Origin of the sequence: Streptomyces sp. NPDC088246, assembly GCF_044741025.1 — a bacterium.
In the GTDB taxonomy this organism is placed as follows: Bacteria; Actinomycetota; Actinomycetes; order Streptomycetales; family Streptomycetaceae; genus Streptomyces.
In genome coordinates, this window is record NZ_JBIURV010000003.1 from 322924 (window position 1) to 339960 (window position 17037).

At 71.1% G+C, this 17037-nt stretch carries 15 protein-coding genes; 8 read left to right on the plus strand and 7 right to left on the minus strand.

Annotated elements, in window-relative coordinates:
• Positions 1-94 precede the first annotated feature (94 nt).
• From ACIPEK_RS06640 to ACIPEK_RS06650, 3 genes are read left to right on the plus strand one after another with little or no spacing between them, the layout of a single operon-like run.
• A complete protein-coding gene (locus ACIPEK_RS06640; protein ID WP_383075616.1) occupies positions 95-1141 on the plus strand; it encodes an AAA family ATPase in 1047 nt (348 codons plus the stop codon).
• Complete coding sequence (locus ACIPEK_RS06645) at positions 1141-2532, plus strand: DUF58 domain-containing protein (RefSeq protein WP_401991475.1); 1392 nt, start codon at positions 1141-1143, stop codon at positions 2530-2532. The genes ACIPEK_RS06640 and ACIPEK_RS06645 overlap by 1 nt, the downstream gene beginning before the upstream one ends.
• Positions 2529-4952 carry a DUF3488 and DUF4129 domain-containing transglutaminase family protein gene (locus tag ACIPEK_RS06650; RefSeq protein WP_401991478.1) on the plus strand — a complete coding sequence of 808 codons (2424 nt, stop codon included), beginning with the start codon at positions 2529-2531 and terminating at the stop codon, positions 4950-4952. Before ACIPEK_RS06645 ends, ACIPEK_RS06650 begins: the two co-directional genes overlap by 4 nt.
• 329 nt (positions 4953-5281) lie before the next feature.
• On the opposite strand, the gene ACIPEK_RS06655 is transcribed toward ACIPEK_RS06650, so the two are convergent.
• From ACIPEK_RS06655 to ACIPEK_RS06665, 3 genes are all read right to left on the minus strand, one after another.
• Complete coding sequence (locus ACIPEK_RS06655; RefSeq protein WP_327275703.1) at positions 5282-5674, minus strand: DUF3040 domain-containing protein; 393 nt, start codon at positions 5672-5674, stop codon at positions 5282-5284.
• 295 nt (positions 5675-5969) lie between these two features.
• Positions 5970-6728: a class I SAM-dependent methyltransferase gene (locus ACIPEK_RS06660; RefSeq protein ID WP_383075623.1), complete on the minus strand. Its 759-nt coding sequence runs from the start codon at positions 6726-6728 to the stop codon at positions 5970-5972.
• 102 nt (positions 6729-6830) lie between these two features.
• A complete protein-coding gene (locus tag ACIPEK_RS06665; protein ID WP_401991482.1) occupies positions 6831-7358 on the minus strand; it encodes an SAV_6107 family HEPN domain-containing protein in 528 nt (175 codons plus the stop codon).
• A gap of 165 nt (positions 7359-7523) precedes the next feature.
• Here ACIPEK_RS06665 and ACIPEK_RS06670 point away from each other — a divergent pair, with 165 nt between their 5' ends.
• The 5 genes from ACIPEK_RS06670 to ACIPEK_RS06690 all read left to right on the plus strand — a co-directional run bounded on the left by ACIPEK_RS06670 (position 7524) and on the right by ACIPEK_RS06690 (position 13791).
• Positions 7524-8312: an ATP-binding cassette domain-containing protein gene (locus ACIPEK_RS06670; RefSeq protein WP_401991485.1), complete on the plus strand. Its 789-nt coding sequence runs from the start codon at positions 7524-7526 to the stop codon at positions 8310-8312.
• The gene (locus ACIPEK_RS06675) at positions 8284-10371 is read left to right on the plus strand and encodes a YhgE/Pip family protein (RefSeq protein ID WP_401991488.1); all 2088 of its coding nucleotides are present in this window, start codon (positions 8284-8286) and stop codon (positions 10369-10371) included. Before ACIPEK_RS06670 ends, ACIPEK_RS06675 begins: the two co-directional genes overlap by 29 nt.
• A 29-nt stretch (positions 10372-10400) precedes the next feature.
• On the plus strand, positions 10401-11012 hold the full coding sequence (locus tag ACIPEK_RS06680; protein ID WP_401991491.1) for a TetR/AcrR family transcriptional regulator: 612 nt from the start codon (positions 10401-10403) through the stop codon (positions 11010-11012).
• Between the two features lie 607 nt (positions 11013-11619).
• Positions 11620-12237, plus strand: coding sequence for a DUF4126 domain-containing protein (locus ACIPEK_RS06685; protein ID WP_383075634.1), 618 nt, complete (start codon positions 11620-11622; stop codon positions 12235-12237).
• A 30-nt stretch (positions 12238-12267) separates the two neighbouring features.
• Positions 12268-13791: a phytoene desaturase family protein gene (locus ACIPEK_RS06690; RefSeq protein ID WP_401991495.1), complete on the plus strand. Its 1524-nt coding sequence runs from the start codon at positions 12268-12270 to the stop codon at positions 13789-13791.
• A 103-nt stretch (positions 13792-13894) separates the two neighbouring features.
• Here ACIPEK_RS06690 and ACIPEK_RS06695 read toward each other — a convergent pair whose 3' ends face one another.
• The 4 genes from ACIPEK_RS06695 to ACIPEK_RS06710 all read right to left on the minus strand — a co-directional run bounded on the left by ACIPEK_RS06695 (position 13895) and on the right by ACIPEK_RS06710 (position 16999).
• Complete coding sequence (locus ACIPEK_RS06695; protein WP_401991498.1) at positions 13895-14809, minus strand: hypothetical protein; 915 nt, start codon at positions 14807-14809, stop codon at positions 13895-13897.
• A gap of 50 nt (positions 14810-14859) precedes the next feature.
• Positions 14860-15777 (minus strand): methylenetetrahydrofolate reductase [NAD(P)H], encoded by a 918-nt coding sequence (metF, locus tag ACIPEK_RS06700; protein WP_401991501.1) that lies wholly within the window; start codon positions 15775-15777, stop codon positions 14860-14862.
• Between the two features lie 99 nt (positions 15778-15876).
• The gene (thiE, locus tag ACIPEK_RS06705) at positions 15877-16530 is read right to left on the minus strand and encodes a thiamine phosphate synthase (RefSeq protein WP_401991504.1); all 654 of its coding nucleotides are present in this window, start codon (positions 16528-16530) and stop codon (positions 15877-15879) included.
• A gap of 103 nt (positions 16531-16633) precedes the next feature.
• Positions 16634-16999: an Rv2175c family DNA-binding protein gene (locus ACIPEK_RS06710; RefSeq protein ID WP_401991507.1), complete on the minus strand. Its 366-nt coding sequence runs from the start codon at positions 16997-16999 to the stop codon at positions 16634-16636.
• Between the last annotated feature and the right edge of the window lie 38 nt (positions 17000-17037).

Here is a 17037-nt window from a genome sequence, read left to right on the forward strand (position 1 = left end):
TTTCGGGGTGGGCCGGGCCGCTGCATGCGCGTCGGCCCGTGAATGGGGTATCCCCTGCTCCTGGAGAGCGTGGGGCAGGGCCGAGGAGGGCCGGGTGACGACCTATGACGATCGAGCGAGCCTCACAGATCTGACCACGACTGCGGAGCGGGTGCGCAGGTCGGTGGAGAGCGTGATCGAGGGCAAGCCTGAGGTCGTACGGCTTTCGCTGACCGTGCTGCTGGCGGAGGGGCATCTCCTCATCGAGGATGTCCCCGGGGTCGGGAAGACGATGCTGGCCAAGGCGCTGGCGCGGTCCATCGACTGCTCGGTGCGGCGCATTCAGTTCACACCGGACCTGCTGCCTTCGGACATCACCGGTGTGTCCATCTTCGACCAGCAGCGGCGCGACTTCGAGTTCAAACCGGGCGCGATCTTCGCCCAGATCGTGATCGGCGACGAGATCAACCGGGCCTCGCCGAAGACCCAGTCGGCACTGCTGGAGTCGATGGAGGAGCGCCAGGTCACCATCGACGGGCACACGTACGAGCTGCCCGACCCGTTCATGGTGGTGGCCACCCAGAACCCGGTGGAGATGGAGGGCACCTATCCGCTGCCCGAAGCCCAGCGCGACCGGTTCATGGCCCGGGTGTCGATCGGCTATCCGAGTGCGGACGCCGAGCTGCAGATGCTCGATGTGCACGGCGGGACCTCGCCGCTCGACGATCTGCAGCCGGTGGCGCACGCGCACGACATCGTGAAACTGATCGACGCGGTACGGACGGTCCATGTGGCCGACGCCGTGCGGCGGTACGCGGTGGAGCTCGTCGGGGCCACCCGCAGCCACCCCGATCTCCGGCTCGGCGCCTCGCCGCGAGCCACCCTGCATCTGCTGCGCGCGGCGAAGGCCTCCGCGGCGCTGAGCGGCCGGGACTACTGCCTGCCGGACGATGTGCAGGCGCTGGCGGTCGCGGTGCTCGCGCACCGGCTGCTGCCGACGGCACAGGCCCAGCTGAACCGTCGTACCGCCGAGCAGGTCGTGCTGGAGATCCTGCAGCAGACACCGGTACCCACCGCCGGCGGCGCCGCCCAGGTGCAGCCCCAGCACCAGCCGGGCCGTCCGGTGTACAGCCGGCAGCAGCCCGGCGTACGGCGGGTGTGATGACCTCCGGGGGGCCGGCCGCGATGGACGACGGTGACGACAAGGGCGGTCTGCGGGCCGCTCTGAGCGGGCTGACCACGCGCGGGCGCTCCTTCCTCGCGGCCGGTATCGCCGCGGCGATCTGCGCGTATGTGCTGGGACAGGCGGATCTGCTGCGGGTCGGGCTGCTGCTCGCCGCGCTGCCACTTGTCTGTGTCGTGGTGCTCGTCCGCACCCGATACCGGGTCGCGGGCACGCGGCGGCTCTCGCCGTCCCGGGTGCCCGCGGGCACGGAGGCGCGGGTCCATCTGCGGATGGAGAACGTGTCACGGCTGCCGACCGGGCTGCTGATGCTGCAGGACCGGGTGCCCTATGTGCTCGGGCCGCGGCCCCGGTTCGTGCTGGACCGGGTGGAGGCGGGCGGCCGTCGCGAGGTCTCCTACCGGGTGCGGTCGGATCTGCGCGGGCGCTATCCGCTGGGTCCGCTGCAGTTGCGGCTGAGCGATCCGTTCGGGATGTGCGAGCTGACCCGTTCCTTCAGTGCGTACGACACCCTCGTCGTCATTCCGCGGACCGAGCCGCTGCCGCCGGTACGGCTGGCGGGTGAGGCCTCCGGGTACGGCGAGGGACGGCAGCGTTCGCTCGCGCTGGCCGGTGACGACGACGTGATTCCGCGCGGCTACCGGCACGGCGACGATCTGCGCCGGGTCCACTGGCGCTCCACCGCGCGCTACGGCGAGCTGATGGTGCGCCGCGAGGAACAGCCGCAGCGGGCCAGGTGCACGGTGCTGCTGGACACCCGGCGGATCGCGTATCAGGGGACGGGGCCCGACTCCGCCTTCGAGTGGGCGGTGTCCGGTGCGGCGTCCGCGCTGGTGCACATGCTGGAGCGCGGCTTCGCGGTCCGGCTGCTGACCGACGACGGGAACGCGGTTCCGGGCGAGGGCGAAGGAGGCTTCGCCGGATCGACGCAGGAGTCCGCCGACTCCGCGGGGCTGATGATGGACACCCTGGCGGTGGTCGATCACTCCGACGGGGGCGGTCTGTCACGTGCGTACGACGTGCTGCGCGGCGGCAACGAAGGGCTGCTGATCGCGTTCTTCGGTGATCTGGACGAGGAGCAGGCGGCGGTGGCGGCCCGGATGCGGCAGCGCAGTGGCGGCGCCGTCGCGTTCGTACTGGACGGCACGGCCTGGGCGCAGGGCGCCGCCGCGCCCGAGAGGGCGGACACGGCGTTCGAACGGCGGCTGCGGCTGCTGCGCGAATCGGGCTGGACGGCGGTGGCGGTGGCGCCGGGGACCGGTCTTGCCCGGTACTGGCAGCAGGCGGGACACCAGGGCCTGGCGACGCAGTCCGCTGCCGTCGGCGGCACCACAGGTGGCACGACAGGTTTCTCCGGGGGATGGTCATGAGCGGTCGTGGTCGGCTGACGCTGTGCGCGTTCGCGGCGACGCTGATGGCGGCGGGCTCGATGCTGCCGCTGGTCGAGCCCGCCGGGTGGATCCTGCAGGCCGCGTTTCTGCTGGCGGTCCAGAGCGGGATGGGCGCACTCGCCCGCCGGGTGCCCATGCCCCGGATGCTGATCGTCGCGGCGCAGACACTGGTCACGCTGGTTCTGCTGACGGTGGTGTTCGCCAGGACTCAGGCGTTGGCCGGTGTCCTGCCGGGTCCGGAGGCCGTCCAGCGGCTCGCGGATCTGCTGACGTCGGGCGCCGAGGATGTCGGGAGGTACGCCGCTCCGGCGCCCGTGACGGACGGCATCCGGCTGATGCTGATCGGCGGTGTGCTGCTGGTCGGCCTGGTCGTGGACGCCCTCGCTGTGACGTTCCGCAGCGCGGCCCCGGCCGGTCTGCCGCTCCTCGCGCTGTACTCGGTGGCCGCGGGACTTTCCGAGGGCGGAGCGGACTGGCTCTGGTTCCTGCTCGCGGCCGGTGGCTATCTGCTGCTTCTGCTGGCCGAGGGCCGGGACCGGCTCTCCCAGTGGGGGCGGGTCTTCAGCGGCGCGACCAGCCCCCCTCGCGGTCCGGCGGTCGGTACGGCGTTCTCCGACGGCCGCCCGACGGCCCCGGTCCGCACCGGACGCCGCATCGGCGCGCTTGCGCTGGGGATCTCACTGGTCGTACCGGCGGCGCTGCCCGCGCTCGACAGCGGTCTGCTGGCCGGTACGGGCGGCACGAACGGCAAGGGGAGCGGCGGAGGCACCATCTCCGCGGTCAACCCCCTGGTCTCGCTGCAGAACAATCTGAACCAGCCGGAGAACCGGGAGGTGATGTCCTACCGCACCAATTCCGGTGACTCGCAGGGCTTCTATCTGCGGATCCTGGCCCTGGATCAATTCAACGGAAGCGAGTGGCGGCCCTCCACGCGCCGTCTGAAGGATGTGCCGAAGCGGCTCCCGACCCCCGAGGGCCTCGGTCCGGACGTCATTGCGACGGAGATCAGGTCGAACATCTCCGCGTCCCGTTCCTACCAGCAGACCTATCTGCCGCTCCCCTACCCCGCGACCGAGGTCAGGATCGACGGGCGCTGGCGGTACGAGCCGACGGGACGGACGCTCGTCGGTGACCGCGGGGAGACGACCCGCGGTGCGCAGTACCAGGTCTCCAGTCTGATGGTCCAGCCGACCGCCGAGCAGCTCGCCGCGGCAGGCACCGCGCCGGCCGCTCTGGAGCGCGAGTACACCAGCGTTCCCGACTCCCTGCCGAAGGTGGTCAGGCAGACCGCGGACAGGGTGACGAAGGGCGCCGCCAACAACTACGAGCGGGCGGTGAAGCTGCAGAACTTCTTCGCCTCGGACGGCGGCTTCATCTACGACACCTCGGTGAACTCGGGCACCGGGAGCGCGGCGATCGGCCGGTTCCTGAAGGACAAGCGGGGCTTCTGCGTCCACTTCTCGTTCACGATGGCCGCGATGGCGCGGACGCTGGGCATTCCGGCCCGCGTCGCGGTGGGCTTCACTCCCGGCACTGCGCAGCCGAACGGTTCGGTCTCGGTGGGGCTGCGCGATGCTCATGCCTGGCCCGAGCTGTATTTCGAGGGCATCGGGTGGACCCGTTTCGAACCGACCCCGACGCGGGGCACCGCCCCGTCCTACACCCAGTCGGACGCCCCCGCCGGCGGCACGTCCGACCCGGCCCGGCCCGAGAAGGGCGCCTCGGCCGCTCCGACGGTCGCGCCGTCCGTCTCGGACAGCTGCCCGGCACAGATGCGCAAGCAGGGCGAGTGCGGCAGCTCGGTGGCGCCGGGGGTAGCGGCTCCGACGGATTCCGGGACGCCGGCAGGCACCGTCCTCGGTCTGGTCCTGGCCGCCCTGGTGGTCCTGGCGCTGCCGTTGCTGCCCATGCTCTGGCGGGTTCGGGCGCGCAGTCGCCGGCTGAGTTTCTCCACCGGGCGTACGCCGGCTGATGCGACGGCCAGAACGCTGGCGGCCTGGCAGGAGATCATCGACACGGCGTGGGACCACGGCATCGAGCCGGATGACTCCCGGACCCCGCGCAAGGCGGCGGCCCGGGTGGTACGGCTGGGGCAGCTCGGCCCCGACGGGGCCGCCGCGGTGCACCGGGTGGCGGGGGCGGTGGAGCAGGTGCTCTACGCTCCGGAGCCCCGGTCGGGTACCGGGCTCGCCGAGGACGTGGAGACGGTGCGTGCCGGACTGCGGGCGTCGGCCGGGCGGTTCGCCCGGATCCGCGCGGTCGCGGCACCACAATCGGCCATTCGGGTGATCTGGGCAGCCTCGGATCGCTGGGCGGCTTTCACGGGCAGGTGGGCGGCGCGGTGGGGCCGGGACCGGTGGGCTGGTTGGCTGCGACGGCCTTCCCGCCAGCAGGGGTGACGGAGGCCGCCTGCGACCCGCCTGTGTCCTCAATCGCCGGACGGGCCGGCAGGCGCCCCGGGCTCGCCCGGCAGCCTTTCGCCCCCGGCAGCGGACGGACTTGAAGCTTCCTGGGGCCCGCCCCTGACAGTCTCTGGCCCTGAATGGCCGGACAGGTTTGGAGCTTCCTCGCACTGCCCCGGATGAAGTGCGCCCTCAAGCGCCGGGCAGGCTCGGTTTTCGGGCCTGCCCGAGCATGTGAGGGCAGCCGCGGGCGAAGGCCGACCCCGGCACACGTGAGGGGCGACCGCAGAGATGCGGCCGCCCCTCACCCAGGATTGTCCGAGGACCTATTGGCCCTGCTCGTCACGGCGACGCTGCCACCGCTGCTCGATCCGATTCATCACGGTCCGGCGTTGCCTGGGCTGACGGCGCTCGCCGCCGCCTCCGGCTGCCTGTCGCTCGCCCGGCTTGGGCGCTTTGCGCCAACCTGTGACCGCAAGGACCGCGCAGCCGAGCATGACGAGAAACCCCACCACGCTGATCCAGATCTGCTGGGCGACCATTCCGGCCATGAGGAGCGCGATACCCACCAGGAAGCCTGCGACCGCCTGGTAGACCCGTCGCCGGGTGTACGTACGCAGCCCGCTTCCCTCGAGCGCTGTCGCGAACTTGGGATCTTCGGCGTACAGCGCTCGCTCCATTTGCTCGAGCATTCGCTGCTCGTGCTCCGAGAGCGGCACGGAGTCCTCCTCGTCGTCGGCCGCGGGGGGCGGCCGGTATGCGGCCCTTCCAGGATAGGCAGGGATTCGCCCCCGTGAAACCCGCCCTCTTTGCCAATCAGCCAGTCCGGGCCGCCATGACGGCTCAGCTGCTGAGGCGTTGATTCCCCAACCTCCGATCCGTCATGCCGGATGGTGTCCCCCGATCATACGTGGCGAAGCCCCCGATCGGGGGTCCTGGGGCGTACTCCATCTGCGGCTGCGTCCCTGATCAGCCGCGCTACAGCTGAGCTACCACCGGTCGGCGGCCGCGCGCTCAGGCGCGCTTCGTGCCCAGAACGTGCAGCTGCGTCGCGACCGAGTGGAAGGCGGGCAGTTCCGCCGCGGCCGCCTCCAGCTTGAGCAGGGCCTCCATGGCACCGGGCTCGGTGTCCACCAGGACGCCCGGCACGAGGTCGGCGAAGACCCGTACGCCGTGGACCGCGCCGACCTCGACGTCCGCCGCGGAGACCAGCTCGGTGAGTTGTTCCGCGGTGTAGCGCCGGGGCACCGGGTCCCCGGCGCCCCAGCGGCCCGCCGGGTCGCTGAGCGCCTGCCGCGCCTCGGTGAAGTGACCGGCGAGCGCCCGGGCCAGGACCGCACCACCGAGCCCGGCGGCGAGCAGGCTGAGCGCACCGGACGGACGGAGCGCCTCGACCGCGTTGCGCACACCTTCGGCGGGGTCGTCCACGTACTCCAGGACTCCGTGACACAGCACCGCGTCGTAACCATCGCGCTCCACCACCTCGAACAGGCCGTGGATGTCGCCCTGGACCCCGCGGACCCGGTCGGCGACCCCGGCCTCGGCGGCTCGGCGCTCCAGGGCGAAGAGCGCGTTGGGGCTGGGGTCGACGACGGTGACCCGGTGGCCGAGACGGGCGACCGGCACCGCGAAGTTGCCGGTGCCGCCGCCGGTGTCCAGGACATCCAGGGCGTCCCGGCCGGTCGCCTTGACCTGGCGGTCGAGGGCGTCCTTCAGGACCTCCCAGACCACGGCGGTACGGAGGGAGGCGCGGGGGCGCAGCTGGTCCGACACGGCAGATGACTCCTCGGCACGGTGCCGCCGCTGACGGCGGAGCGTGAACAGTGCAGGTGGTACAGGTGCTGTCCACCCTATTGCCTCGCGCCCCCGTCGCCGTCATCCTGCGTCGGGCCGCTCCCTCCGGGCCTGCGGGAGCACCGGCTGAAGCGCCAGCAGCCGCTCGACCAGGCGCAGGAACATCGCCGCGTCACGCAGCAGATCGTCGGCGTCGCGCCGGCTGGCCGCGCCCGGGATACCGGCTTCCGCTCGGGCCCTGCGACGGGCGCCGGAGGCGAACAATGCGCTCCATTCGGTCAGCTCGGGGGCTATTTCCGGGAGAACCTCCCAGGCGCTACGGATCCGCTCCCGGCGCCTCCGGGAGGTCTCGGGGCGGCCCCGCACGGCGAGCACGGCGGCAGCGGTGCGCAGCGCGGCGAGGTGGGCGGTGGCATACCGCTCGTTCGGAACGTCGAGAACGGCGGCCTCGTCGAGGCCGGTGCGGGCCTGGGCGAGCAGATCGAGGGCGGCGGGCGGCGCCATGGTGCGGCGCGCAACGGGATGGACATCGCGCGCCGGACCGGTCAGTGAGGGGGCAGGGCCGTCTGCGCGGCGCCGGGGTGCGGCTGCTGCGGACGAGTGGGCCATGACGAAACCTCCTGTCTCGTGTAACGGCTCCGTAGCCGTATGTATCCATCGTGAGGGGCACCACTGACAATCGGGCCTGCCTACCCCCTGACCTGCCCTTTTGCTTCGATCGCGAGTTCAGGATACTTTTTAGACTGACCAGTCAGTTCAAAACGGGGAGGGTCTGTGGACAGCCCGCACGGGGCAGCTGTCACCGCCGAGGATTTCGGGCTCAAGGGACCACGCGGCTGGGCCTTCCGGGGTGTAGGCATCAAGGCCGGGCCCGGCTCACTCGTGGCGATCGAGGGCCCGTCCGGCTCCGGCCGCACCTGCCTGCTGCTCGCCCTCACCGGCCGGATGCGCCCCACCGAGGGCCAGGCGGAGATCGGCGGACTGCGCCTGCCGCGCCAGATGGCCGCCGTACGCCGCATCAGCGCACTGGGCCCGGTGCCCGGTGTCAGCGAGCTCGACCCGGCCTTCACCGTCGCCGAGCACCTGCGGGAGCGGGCCTTGCTGCAGCGCCGCTTCGACGGTTCGCTGCGCGCTCTGCTGCGTCCGCGCGCCGAGCGCGTCGCCGCCGCACAGGAACGGATCGACGCGGCACTGGACGCCGCCGGGCTCGACCCCGCCGCCCTGCCCAAGGCCGAGCGGACCTCCGTACGGGATCTGGAACGGCTGGAGGCGCTGCGGCTGTCCATCGCCCTCGCGCTGATCGGCCGGCCCCGGCTGCTCGCGGTGGACGACACCGATCTCAAGCTCTCCGACGCCGAACGGGCCCAGGCCTGGGAGCTGTTGCGGTCCATCGCCGACAGCGGGACGACCGTGCTCGCCGTGTGCAGCCAGGCACCCGAGGGCGCCATCACCGTACGTACCGACACCACGGCCGCACCGGCGGACGCGCAGGACACCGCAGCCGAGGAAACCACGACCGAGGAGGGACCGGCCGATGCGTTCGCCGAGACTGGCCGCGCTTGAGCTGAAGCGTTTCGGCAGGGGAAAGCTGCCGGTCGCCGCACTGATCGCGCTCCTGCTGCTGCCGCTGCTCTACGGCGCCCTGTACCTGTGCTCCTTCTGGGACCCGTACAGCCGCCTCGACAAGATCCCGGTCGCGCTGGTCAACGACGACAAGGGCACCACCGTCGCCGGAAAGCACCTCGCGGTCGGCGACGAGATCACCGGCAAGCTCCTCGACTCCAAGACCTTCGAGTGGCACGAGGTGAGTTCCGCCGAGGCGCACAAGGGCGTCGAGGACGGTACGTACTACCTCTCGCTCACCATGCCGTCGGACTTCAGCAAGCGGATCGCCTCCAGTTCGGGCGACTCCCCCGAGACCGGCGCGCTCCAGGTGCGGACCAACGACGCCAACAACTACATCGTCGGACAGATCTCCCGGACGGTGTTCTCCGAGGTGCGCACCGCCGCGTCGACCAACGCCTCGCGCAGCTTCCTCGACCGGATCTTCATCAACTTCTCCGACCTCCACGACGCGACGGCGAAGGCCGCCAAGGGTGCCGACGACCTCAAGGGCGGCATCGGCAGGGCGAAGAAGGGATCGCAGGATCTGGCGGACGGGCTGAAGGACGCCAAGGCCGGCAGCAGCAGTCTGGCCGATGGGATCGTCAAGCTGAACAAGGGCGCGGGCGACCTCGAAACCGGCTCCCGGCAGGTCGCCGACGGCACCCAGCTGCTCGCAGACAAGGTCAACGGGGTGGCGGCCGACGTCCGCCCGTTCCTGAAGGACAACGGCAAGTCGATCGGCGACACCGCCCGGCTGGTCGCCGATTCCTCGCAGACCGTACGGGACAACCTCGACCTGCTGGTGAAGTCGGCGCCCGCCGCGGCCACCGCCGCCCACACGGCCTCCGACGAATTGACCGAGGTCTACCGCACCAGCTGCACGGAGCAGCCGCTCGCCGACCCCACCGTCTGCCCGCCGCTGAAGCGCGCAAAGACCGCGGCGGCCGATGTCGCGAAGGTCGCCGACGATGTGAATGTGCTGGTCACGAACCAGAAGGGCGATCTGAAGAAGCTGCGCGCCCAGCTGACCACGCTGCAGCAGCAGGCCACTGACCTGGCCGAGAGCGCGCCGCACCTGGACGAGGACCTCAAGTCCGCCGTGAAGAAGGTCAACGCGCTCAACACCGGCGCCCACAAGGTCGCCAAGGGAGCGGACGAGCTGCACACCGGCCTGGCCACGGCCAAGACCGGCTCCACCGACCTGGACACCGGGGTGAGCAATCTCAAGAAGGGCGCCAACGACCTGGACGGCGGGCTGATCCGGCTGGGTGACGGCTCAGCCACCCTCGCCGAGGGACTCAACGACGGCGTGGGCAAGATCCCCGACTACGACAAGAAGGACCGCGACGCGCGTACGGAGGTCATGGCCGATCCGGTGCAGCTGGCCTCCAAGTCGCTGCACGCGGCCCCCAACTACGGCACCGGCTTCGCCCCTTACTTCATCCCCCTCTCCCTCTGGGTCGGCGCGATGGTGGCGTACATGCTGATCCAGCCGCTCAACCGGCGCGCACTCGCCGCCGGGGCCTCCGCCTGGCGGATCGCCTTCGCGGGCTGGCTGCCGGTGGCCGCGATCGGTCTGCTGCAGGTGGCCGCACTGATGTCCGTACTGCACTGGGGCCTCGGTCTGCAGATGACCCGTGCCGCCGGAACGATGGGCTTCCTGGCGCTCGTCACCTGCTGCTTCGCAGCGATCGTGCAGTGGCTCAACGCCCGGTTCGGGGCTGCGGGACGCATCCTCGTGCTGGCAGTGCTGATGCTCCAGCTGACCTCGGCCGGGGGTACGTATCCCGTCCAGACCAGCCCCGGATTCTTCAACGCGATCCACCCCTACCTGCCGATGAGTTACGTCGTCGAGGGGCTGCGCCGGCTGATCACGGGCGGCGGTCTCGGTCCCGTCTGGCAGGGCTGCGCCGTGCTGCTGGCCTTCACAGCGGGGGCGCTCGCACTGACGGCGCTCTCCGCACGCCGCAAGCAGGTGTGGAGTCTGGACCGCCTTCACCCGGAGCTGAGCCTGTGAGAGCGCCCGGACCTGTGAGAATCAGGGGCATGGAAAGCAGTAGCACCACGCGCCGCCAGGCCACCCGGCAGAAGCTCTACGAGGCGGCGGTGACTCTCATCGCCGAGAAGGGCTTCTCGGCGACCACGGTGGACGAGATCGCCGAGCGCGCCGGGGTCGCCAAGGGCACGGTCTACTACAACTTCAAGAGCAAGACCGAGCTCTTCGAGGAGTTGCTGCGCCACGGCGTCGGGCTGCTCACGGCATCGCTGCGCTCGGCGCAGGAGGAGACCGAGGTGCGCGGCGGCACCCGGGTCCAGGCCCTGGACGCGATGATCAGAGCCGGTCTGGTCTTCATCGACCGCTATCCGGCCTTCACTCAGCTGTACGTCGCGGAGCTGTGGCGCACCAACCGGGCCTGGCAGTCGACCCTTTTGGTGGTGCGTCAGGAGGCCGTCGCCGTGGTCGAGGAGGTGCTGCGCGAGGGCGTGAAGAACGGTGAGCTCAGCGAGGAGATCGACATCCAGCTGACGGCTGCCGCCCTGGTCGGCATGGTGCTGGTGGCGGCCCTGGACTGGCAGGCGTTCCAGCCGGAGCGGTCGATCGACGATGTGCACTCGGCGCTGTCGCTGCTGCTCCACGGGCGCGTCAGCGGGCGCTGACGCCCGAGGGGCCGGCCCTGAGAGCCTGTCGGGTGACCTCCGATCGGATAGCGGACGCGGTCTGGTGCGTGCGATTCCAAGGCGGAGGAGGGAGTCGACGCGAAGGGGGTCCCCCATGCCTTCAGCTATGGGGGAGTCGGTGACTGACGACAACGCGGGAAGCGTGCGTGCCAGGGCGTGGCCGCCCGGTCGGAGGTCACCCGACAGGCTCTGAGGCGGGGTCGGCCCCCGCTGCCGGGCCACCCCGCCGCGGCCGCCCGGACCGACGCACAACAGACGCCGGTCCGGCGAGGCTCGATCCCCCCGAGCCTGCGCCGGACCGGCGTCTGTTGTGCAGCCGGAGAACCTTCCCCCGTGACCCCCGTCTTCCCCCGTGGTCCCCGGGCTCTCCGCCGTGCCCCCCGCTCCGGAAGGAGTGCCGTGTCCGTTCCGCCGCCCCGTGTCGGCGGTGCCGGTGCCGCGCCCCTGTCCGTGGGCTCCAGTCTCCCGTCCGCGCAGGTGGGAGCCCATCCGCGCACCTACTCATCTCGTTGCCTAGGTACGGATACTCAGGGCTGCGCACCGAAGCCCACTCCGGGCCGATCGCCGTCTGGTTACGATCGCGTCCGTGTCCGTACTCCCTCTGGTGTTCACAAGTGGCTGGGCGAGCGGGATCAACGCCTATGCGGTGGTCCTGCTGCTCGGTGTCTTCGGCGCGACCGGGATCACCGACGAGGTGCCCGCATCGCTGCAGCGCACCGATGTCCTCGTCGTGGCCGGTGTGCTCTTCCTGTGCGAGGTGGCGGCGGACAAGATCCCGTACGTGGACTCGGTCTGGGACTCGGCGCACACCGTCATCAGGCCGGTCGCCGGTGCCGTCGTGGCGGCGCTGCTGGCCGGCGAGAGCGGTTCGCTGCCGGAGCTCGCGGCCGGGGCCATCGGCGGTTCCACCGCGCTGATGAGCCATCTGGTGAAGGCCGGCACCAGGATGGCGGTCAACACCTCGCCCGAGCCGTTCAGCAATATCGCGGTGAGCACGGCCGAGGACCTGGGCGTCGCAGGAATCGTCACGTTCGCGATATTCCATCCGCTGGCGGCCGCGGTCATCGCCGCGGCACTGCTGCTGCTCGGCATGGTGATACTGGTCTTCCTGGCCTCCCGGATCCGCCGGTTCCTGCGCCGCAGGGCCCAGCGCCGCGAGGAGAAACGCCTGGCCGGGACCGGTTCGCACTGGCCACTGGACTGATTGTCACAGGCGGCCGTTAAGGTCACTGACATGGCACGAATTGCGGTGATCGGCGCCGGGATGGGCGCGATGGCGGCGGCCGCCCGGCTCGCCGTGGCAGGCCACCGGGTGACGGTGTACGAGCGGTCGGAGACCTTCGGCGGCTCGGTCGGCCGGTATGCCCATGAGGGCTTCGCCTTCGATACCGGTCCCACGCTGCTGCATCTGCCCGCGGTCTACCGCGACTTGTTCGTGAAGACGGGCAAGGAGCCGCTGGAGCAGTGCGTCGCGATGACCCAGGTCGATCCGGCTAGCCGCCACATCTTCGCGGACGGCACCGCGGTCTCGCTGCCGAATGCCTCACGGGCCGGGGTGGTCGCCGCCCTGGACACCGCTCTCGGGGGTGGCGCGGGCGCGGCCTGGGGCGAGTTCCTCGACCGGGCGCGCGATGCCTGGGACCGGTCCCGGCGTCCGCTGCTGGAGGAGCCGTTGCGCTCCGACTGGCAGGTGCTCGGCCGTGATCCGTATCCCGCGCTCCGGCAGCGCCGGCTGCTGCGCTCGGCCCGTCAGGCGGGCACGGTGACGGAGGTCGGCGCGTGGGAGCTCTCGGACCCCCGGCTGGCCGCCCTGTTCGACGGGTACGCCCTGTCGTACGGGCTCGACCCGCTGCGCGCCCCGGCGGCGGCCGCCCTGCTGCCGTACATGGAGGAGACCTTCGGCAGCTGGTACGTCTCCGGCGGGATCCGGGCCCTGGCGCAGGCGGTGTACGAGCGGTGTCTGGCCCGGAAGGTGGAGTTCGTCTTCGGCGGCGAGGTGGCCCGGGTCGTCGAGAAGGACGGCCGGGCGGCAGGCGTCGAGCTCCTGGACGGGACGGTTGCCGAGGCCGGCCATGTGGTGCTGGGGGCCCGTCCGCATCCGGGCCTGGTGCCCGGTCAGGAGCTGTGGCGGGACGGCGACGTGGCGGTGCAGCCGCGGCCCGGACAGGGTCAGGGGGCGGTGCCGGGCCGGTTCCTGGTCCTGTTGTCGCTGCGCGGCGCCCGGCCCGCGGATGCCGTGCACCGGACCCTGGTGCACCCGGCGGACGGCGGGGCGGAGCGCGAGGCTGTGTTCGGCGGAAGACTCGCCGACCGTCCCACGGTGACGGTGCTGCGCCCGGACGACCCGTCGACCCGCCCCGACGACGCGCACGAGGCAGTGACGCTGATGGCGACGGTCGCCCCGCACGGCGCGGTGGACTGGACGGACGCGGCGCTGCGCGAGCGGTGCGCCGACGCGCTGCTCGAAGCGGCCGGCGAGGCCGTGCCCGGCATACGGGAGCGGCTGCTCCACGCCGAGGTGCGGACGCCGGCCGAGACGGCGGCCGACACCGGCGCCGAGGGCGGCTCGGTGCCCGCGCCCGCGCTGGCCGGGGCGGGGGGCGCGTATCTGCACCCGGGCAATCGCACCCGGCTGCCGGGGCTCTACGTCGCGGGCGGCTGGTCGCACCCGGGTGGCGGGCTCGCCCACGCGGGTATGTCGGGGGCGCTGGTCGCCGGGCTGATCGTGGAGGGGGACGGGTTCCGGGGCTCCCAATGAGGGAGAGGCCGCCGGCCGGCGGCGCCACCGGGATGCCGGGCAGGTCCGATCGCCGCCCTGCCCTCGGTCACTTCCGCACCACCCTGCTCCTGCCGGTCCGCGGTCAGTAGCGGTACTGCTGGTCGTTGTGGCCGGTGTCGTAGCCGTTCGGGTACGGGGCAGGCTGTGCGGGCTGCTCCGGAGGTGCGGACGGGTACTGCTCGCCCTCGCGCTGCTGCGGCACCCAGACACCGCCGGGCGGGGTCTCGGGGGCGTACTGCTGGGCGTACGGATCGGCGGTGTACTGCTGCCGGCCGTCGTAGCTGTCGTAGCCGTTGCCGTCACTGTCGTACGAGGCGTACTGCGCGGAGCCGCCGGTGGTGCCGGTCCCGACGTACGGGTCGGAGTATGCGGCGTACTGCTGCTGGCCCGTGCCGTAGTCGTACTGCCCGGCGGACGAGTCCTGACCGGCGTACGCCTCCTGGCCCGGCGCCGCGTACATGGAGTGGTCGGCGTAGGGGTCGTACGCCGCGTACTGGGACTGCTGCTCGGGCTGCCGGCCTTGGTTCTGTCCCTGCTGCGACTGCGGGTGATCGCTGTAGATGCCGTACTGCCCGGTGTCGTCCGGCAGCGGCTCCGGCTCGTAGACCGCGGCCCCCGGTGCCGCGGCGTCCGCCCGCTGCGGGACCTGCCCGTCGTACTCCATCTCCAGGTCCGACACCTCGAGCTTGGGCTCGCGGGTGTCCCTGTCGCCCCCGCCCCGGCGGCGACGGCTCTCGCCGGGGCTGCCCCCTATCGCCCAGCCGGTCGAGAAGCCGCGCCTGAAGGACAGCGTGACGTACGTCTGCCCGGTTGCGAACGCGATCGCGCCGACGGCGATGACGAACACGGACGGCATCAGTACGCCGACGACCACACAGCCGAAGCCTCCAAAGGCGAGCAGACGCCAGCGAAGGCGCGCCTTGTACTGCAGGAGCACCTCGCCGAGCAGCCACAGCGCGACAATTCCGAACGCGATGTAGAGGACTGTCCAGCCCATGCCCGCCCCCTCCTACGGCCACCGCCCCGGGTCGTGGCGGGTACGGCCGGTCAGGACTGCTTGTGCAGTCCGAGATTCTCGTAGATTTCGAGCGTCGCCGTCGAGTTGTTGAGCGTGATGAAGTGCAGTCCGGGCACACCCTCGGATCGCAGCCTCGCGCAGAACTGCGTTGCGAAGTCGATGCCACTGGAGCGTACAGCGGCGGGATCGTCCTTGGCGGCGAGGATGCGTTCTTTCAGCGCCGAAGGGAAAGACGCGTTGCTGAGCTGCGCAAACCGTTCCAACTGCTTGACGCTGGTCAGCGGCATGACCTCGGGGATGATCGGGGTTTCGCAACCCGCAGCGACCACCCGGTCACGCATCCGCAAATAATCCTCCGGATTGAAGAACATCTGCGTGATCGCATAGTCGGCACCGGCGCGGCACTTGTCCACGAAATGCCGGATGTCGGTGTCCCAGTCGGTCGAGCGCGGGTGCATCTCGGGAAATGCCGCGACGCCGACACAGAAATCTCCGGATTCCTTGATGAGCCGGACGAGATCGGCGGCGTACCGCACACCCTGCGGGTGCTCGACCCACTCGCCCATCGGGTCGCCGGGCGGGTCTCCGCGCACGGCGAGGATGTTCCGGATTCCGGCGTCGGCGTACTGCCCGATCATGTTGCGCAGCTCGGCGACGGAGTGGTTGACCGCCGTGAGGTGCGCGACCGGGGTGAGGGTGGAATCGGCGGCGATCTGCTCGGCGACCCTGACCGTACCTGCCCGGGTGGAGCCACCCGCCCCGTACGTCACGGAGACGAAGCTCGGCCTCACCGCCTCGACGCGGCGCAGCGCACTCCAGACGTTCCGCTCGCCCTTCTCGGTCTTGGGCGCCCAGAACTCGAACGAATACGAAGTCTTGCCGGTCGCGAGGAACTCACGCACCGTGCGCGCGTGATCTGTCCTGGTAGAAGGTGTGCCAAGGGCCATACGGGCAGGTTAACCAGAGCGCGACGACCACAGGACCAGACCAGCGGTAATTGCCCGAATTGACTGGTTGTTTGTCCACCCTTCGGACATCTGGCCGGATCACGCTCCGGTGCGCACCCGGATTCGCTTGGCCAGCTCGGTGGTGGCGGCGGCCGGGTCGGCGGCCTCGGTGATCGCCCGTACGACGACCACCCGGCGCGCTCCGGCGTCCAGCACCTCGTCGAGATTGCCCGCGTCGATCCCGCCGATGGCGAACCACGGACGCCGCTGGTCGAGCGAGGCGGCGTACCGCACGAGGTCCAGGCCCGGGGCGTGCCGGCCGGGCTTGGTGGGGGTGGGCCAGCAGGGACCGGTGCAGAAGTAGTCCACCCCGGGCTCGGCGACGGCCGCGTCGACCTCGGACTCGGCGTGGGTGGAGCGGCCGATCACGACATCCTCGCCAATGACGGCGCGGGCGGCGGGGACCGGCAGGTCGCCCTGGCCGAGGTGCAGCACATCGGAGCCGATGGCGTGGGCGACGTCGGCCCGGTCGTTCACCGCGAGGAGCTTGCCGTGGCGCCTGCAGGCTTCGGCGAAGACCGCCAGGTGTTCGAGCTCCTCGGCCGCTTCCATGCCCTTGTCGCGCAGCTGGACGATGTCCACCCCGCTGGAAAGGACGGCGTCGAGGAACGCGGGGAGGTCACCTTGGCGCCTGCGGGCGTCCGTGCACAGATAGAGCCGGGCATCGGACAGCAGCGCGCGAGGCGTGGACATGGTGCGCTTCCCCCTGGAGAGCGTTGCGGAGCGGTTGTCGGTACGGCGTGGGGGTGCGGGCCGCGCACTGCTGCACGGCCCGCCCCTCACATACGGACTGCGGTCAGACGGCGAGCGCCTGGGCGCGGCGCTTCACCTCCGTGCCGCGATTCTCGCTCAGCGCCTGGGCAGGGGTGCCCGGCAGGGTCGGGTCGGAGGTGAAGAGCCATTCCAGCATCTCTTCGTCGGTGTAGCCGTCGTCCCTCAGGAGCGTCAGGGTTCCGGAGAGACCCTTGACCACCTTGTTGCCGTCGATGAAGGCGGCAGGCACCTGGAGCGTCCGGTTCTCACCACGTCGTACGGCGATGAGCTGGCCCTCCTTGACCAGCTGCCGCACGCGCGTCACCTCGACATCGAGCATTTCGGCGATGTCGGGAAGGTGGAGCCAGGCGGGGACGAGAGCATCGATCTTTGCGTCAATCTCGGTCACAGGGACAAGCGTGCCATCCCGGACCGACAGTCGGTACC

What these genes read in the sequence shown, in the direction of transcription:
- ACIPEK_RS06645 (WP_401991475.1), top strand. Translation starts at nt 1,141, where the DNA reads ATGACCTCCGGGGGGCCGGCCGCGATGGACGACGGTGACGACAAGGGC.
- ACIPEK_RS06650 (WP_401991478.1), top strand. Translation starts at nt 2,529, where the DNA reads ATGAGCGGTCGTGGTCGGCTGACGCTGTGCGCGTTCGCGGCGACGCTG.
- ACIPEK_RS06665 (WP_401991482.1), bottom strand. Translation starts at nt 7,358, where the DNA reads ATGGCCCACTCGTCCGCAGCAGCCGCACCCCGGCGCCGCGCAGACGGC.
- ACIPEK_RS06675 (WP_401991488.1), top strand. Translation starts at nt 8,284, where the DNA reads ATGCGTTCGCCGAGACTGGCCGCGCTTGAGCTGAAGCGTTTCGGCAGG.
- ACIPEK_RS06680 (WP_401991491.1), top strand. Translation starts at nt 10,401, where the DNA reads ATGGAAAGCAGTAGCACCACGCGCCGCCAGGCCACCCGGCAGAAGCTC.
- ACIPEK_RS06690 (WP_401991495.1), top strand. Translation starts at nt 12,268, where the DNA reads ATGGCACGAATTGCGGTGATCGGCGCCGGGATGGGCGCGATGGCGGCG.
- ACIPEK_RS06695 (WP_401991498.1), bottom strand. Translation starts at nt 14,809, where the DNA reads ATGGGCTGGACAGTCCTCTACATCGCGTTCGGAATTGTCGCGCTGTGG.
- metF (WP_401991501.1), bottom strand. Translation starts at nt 15,777, where the DNA reads ATGGCCCTTGGCACACCTTCTACCAGGACAGATCACGCGCGCACGGTG.
- thiE (WP_401991504.1), bottom strand. Translation starts at nt 16,530, where the DNA reads ATGTCCACGCCTCGCGCGCTGCTGTCCGATGCCCGGCTCTATCTGTGC.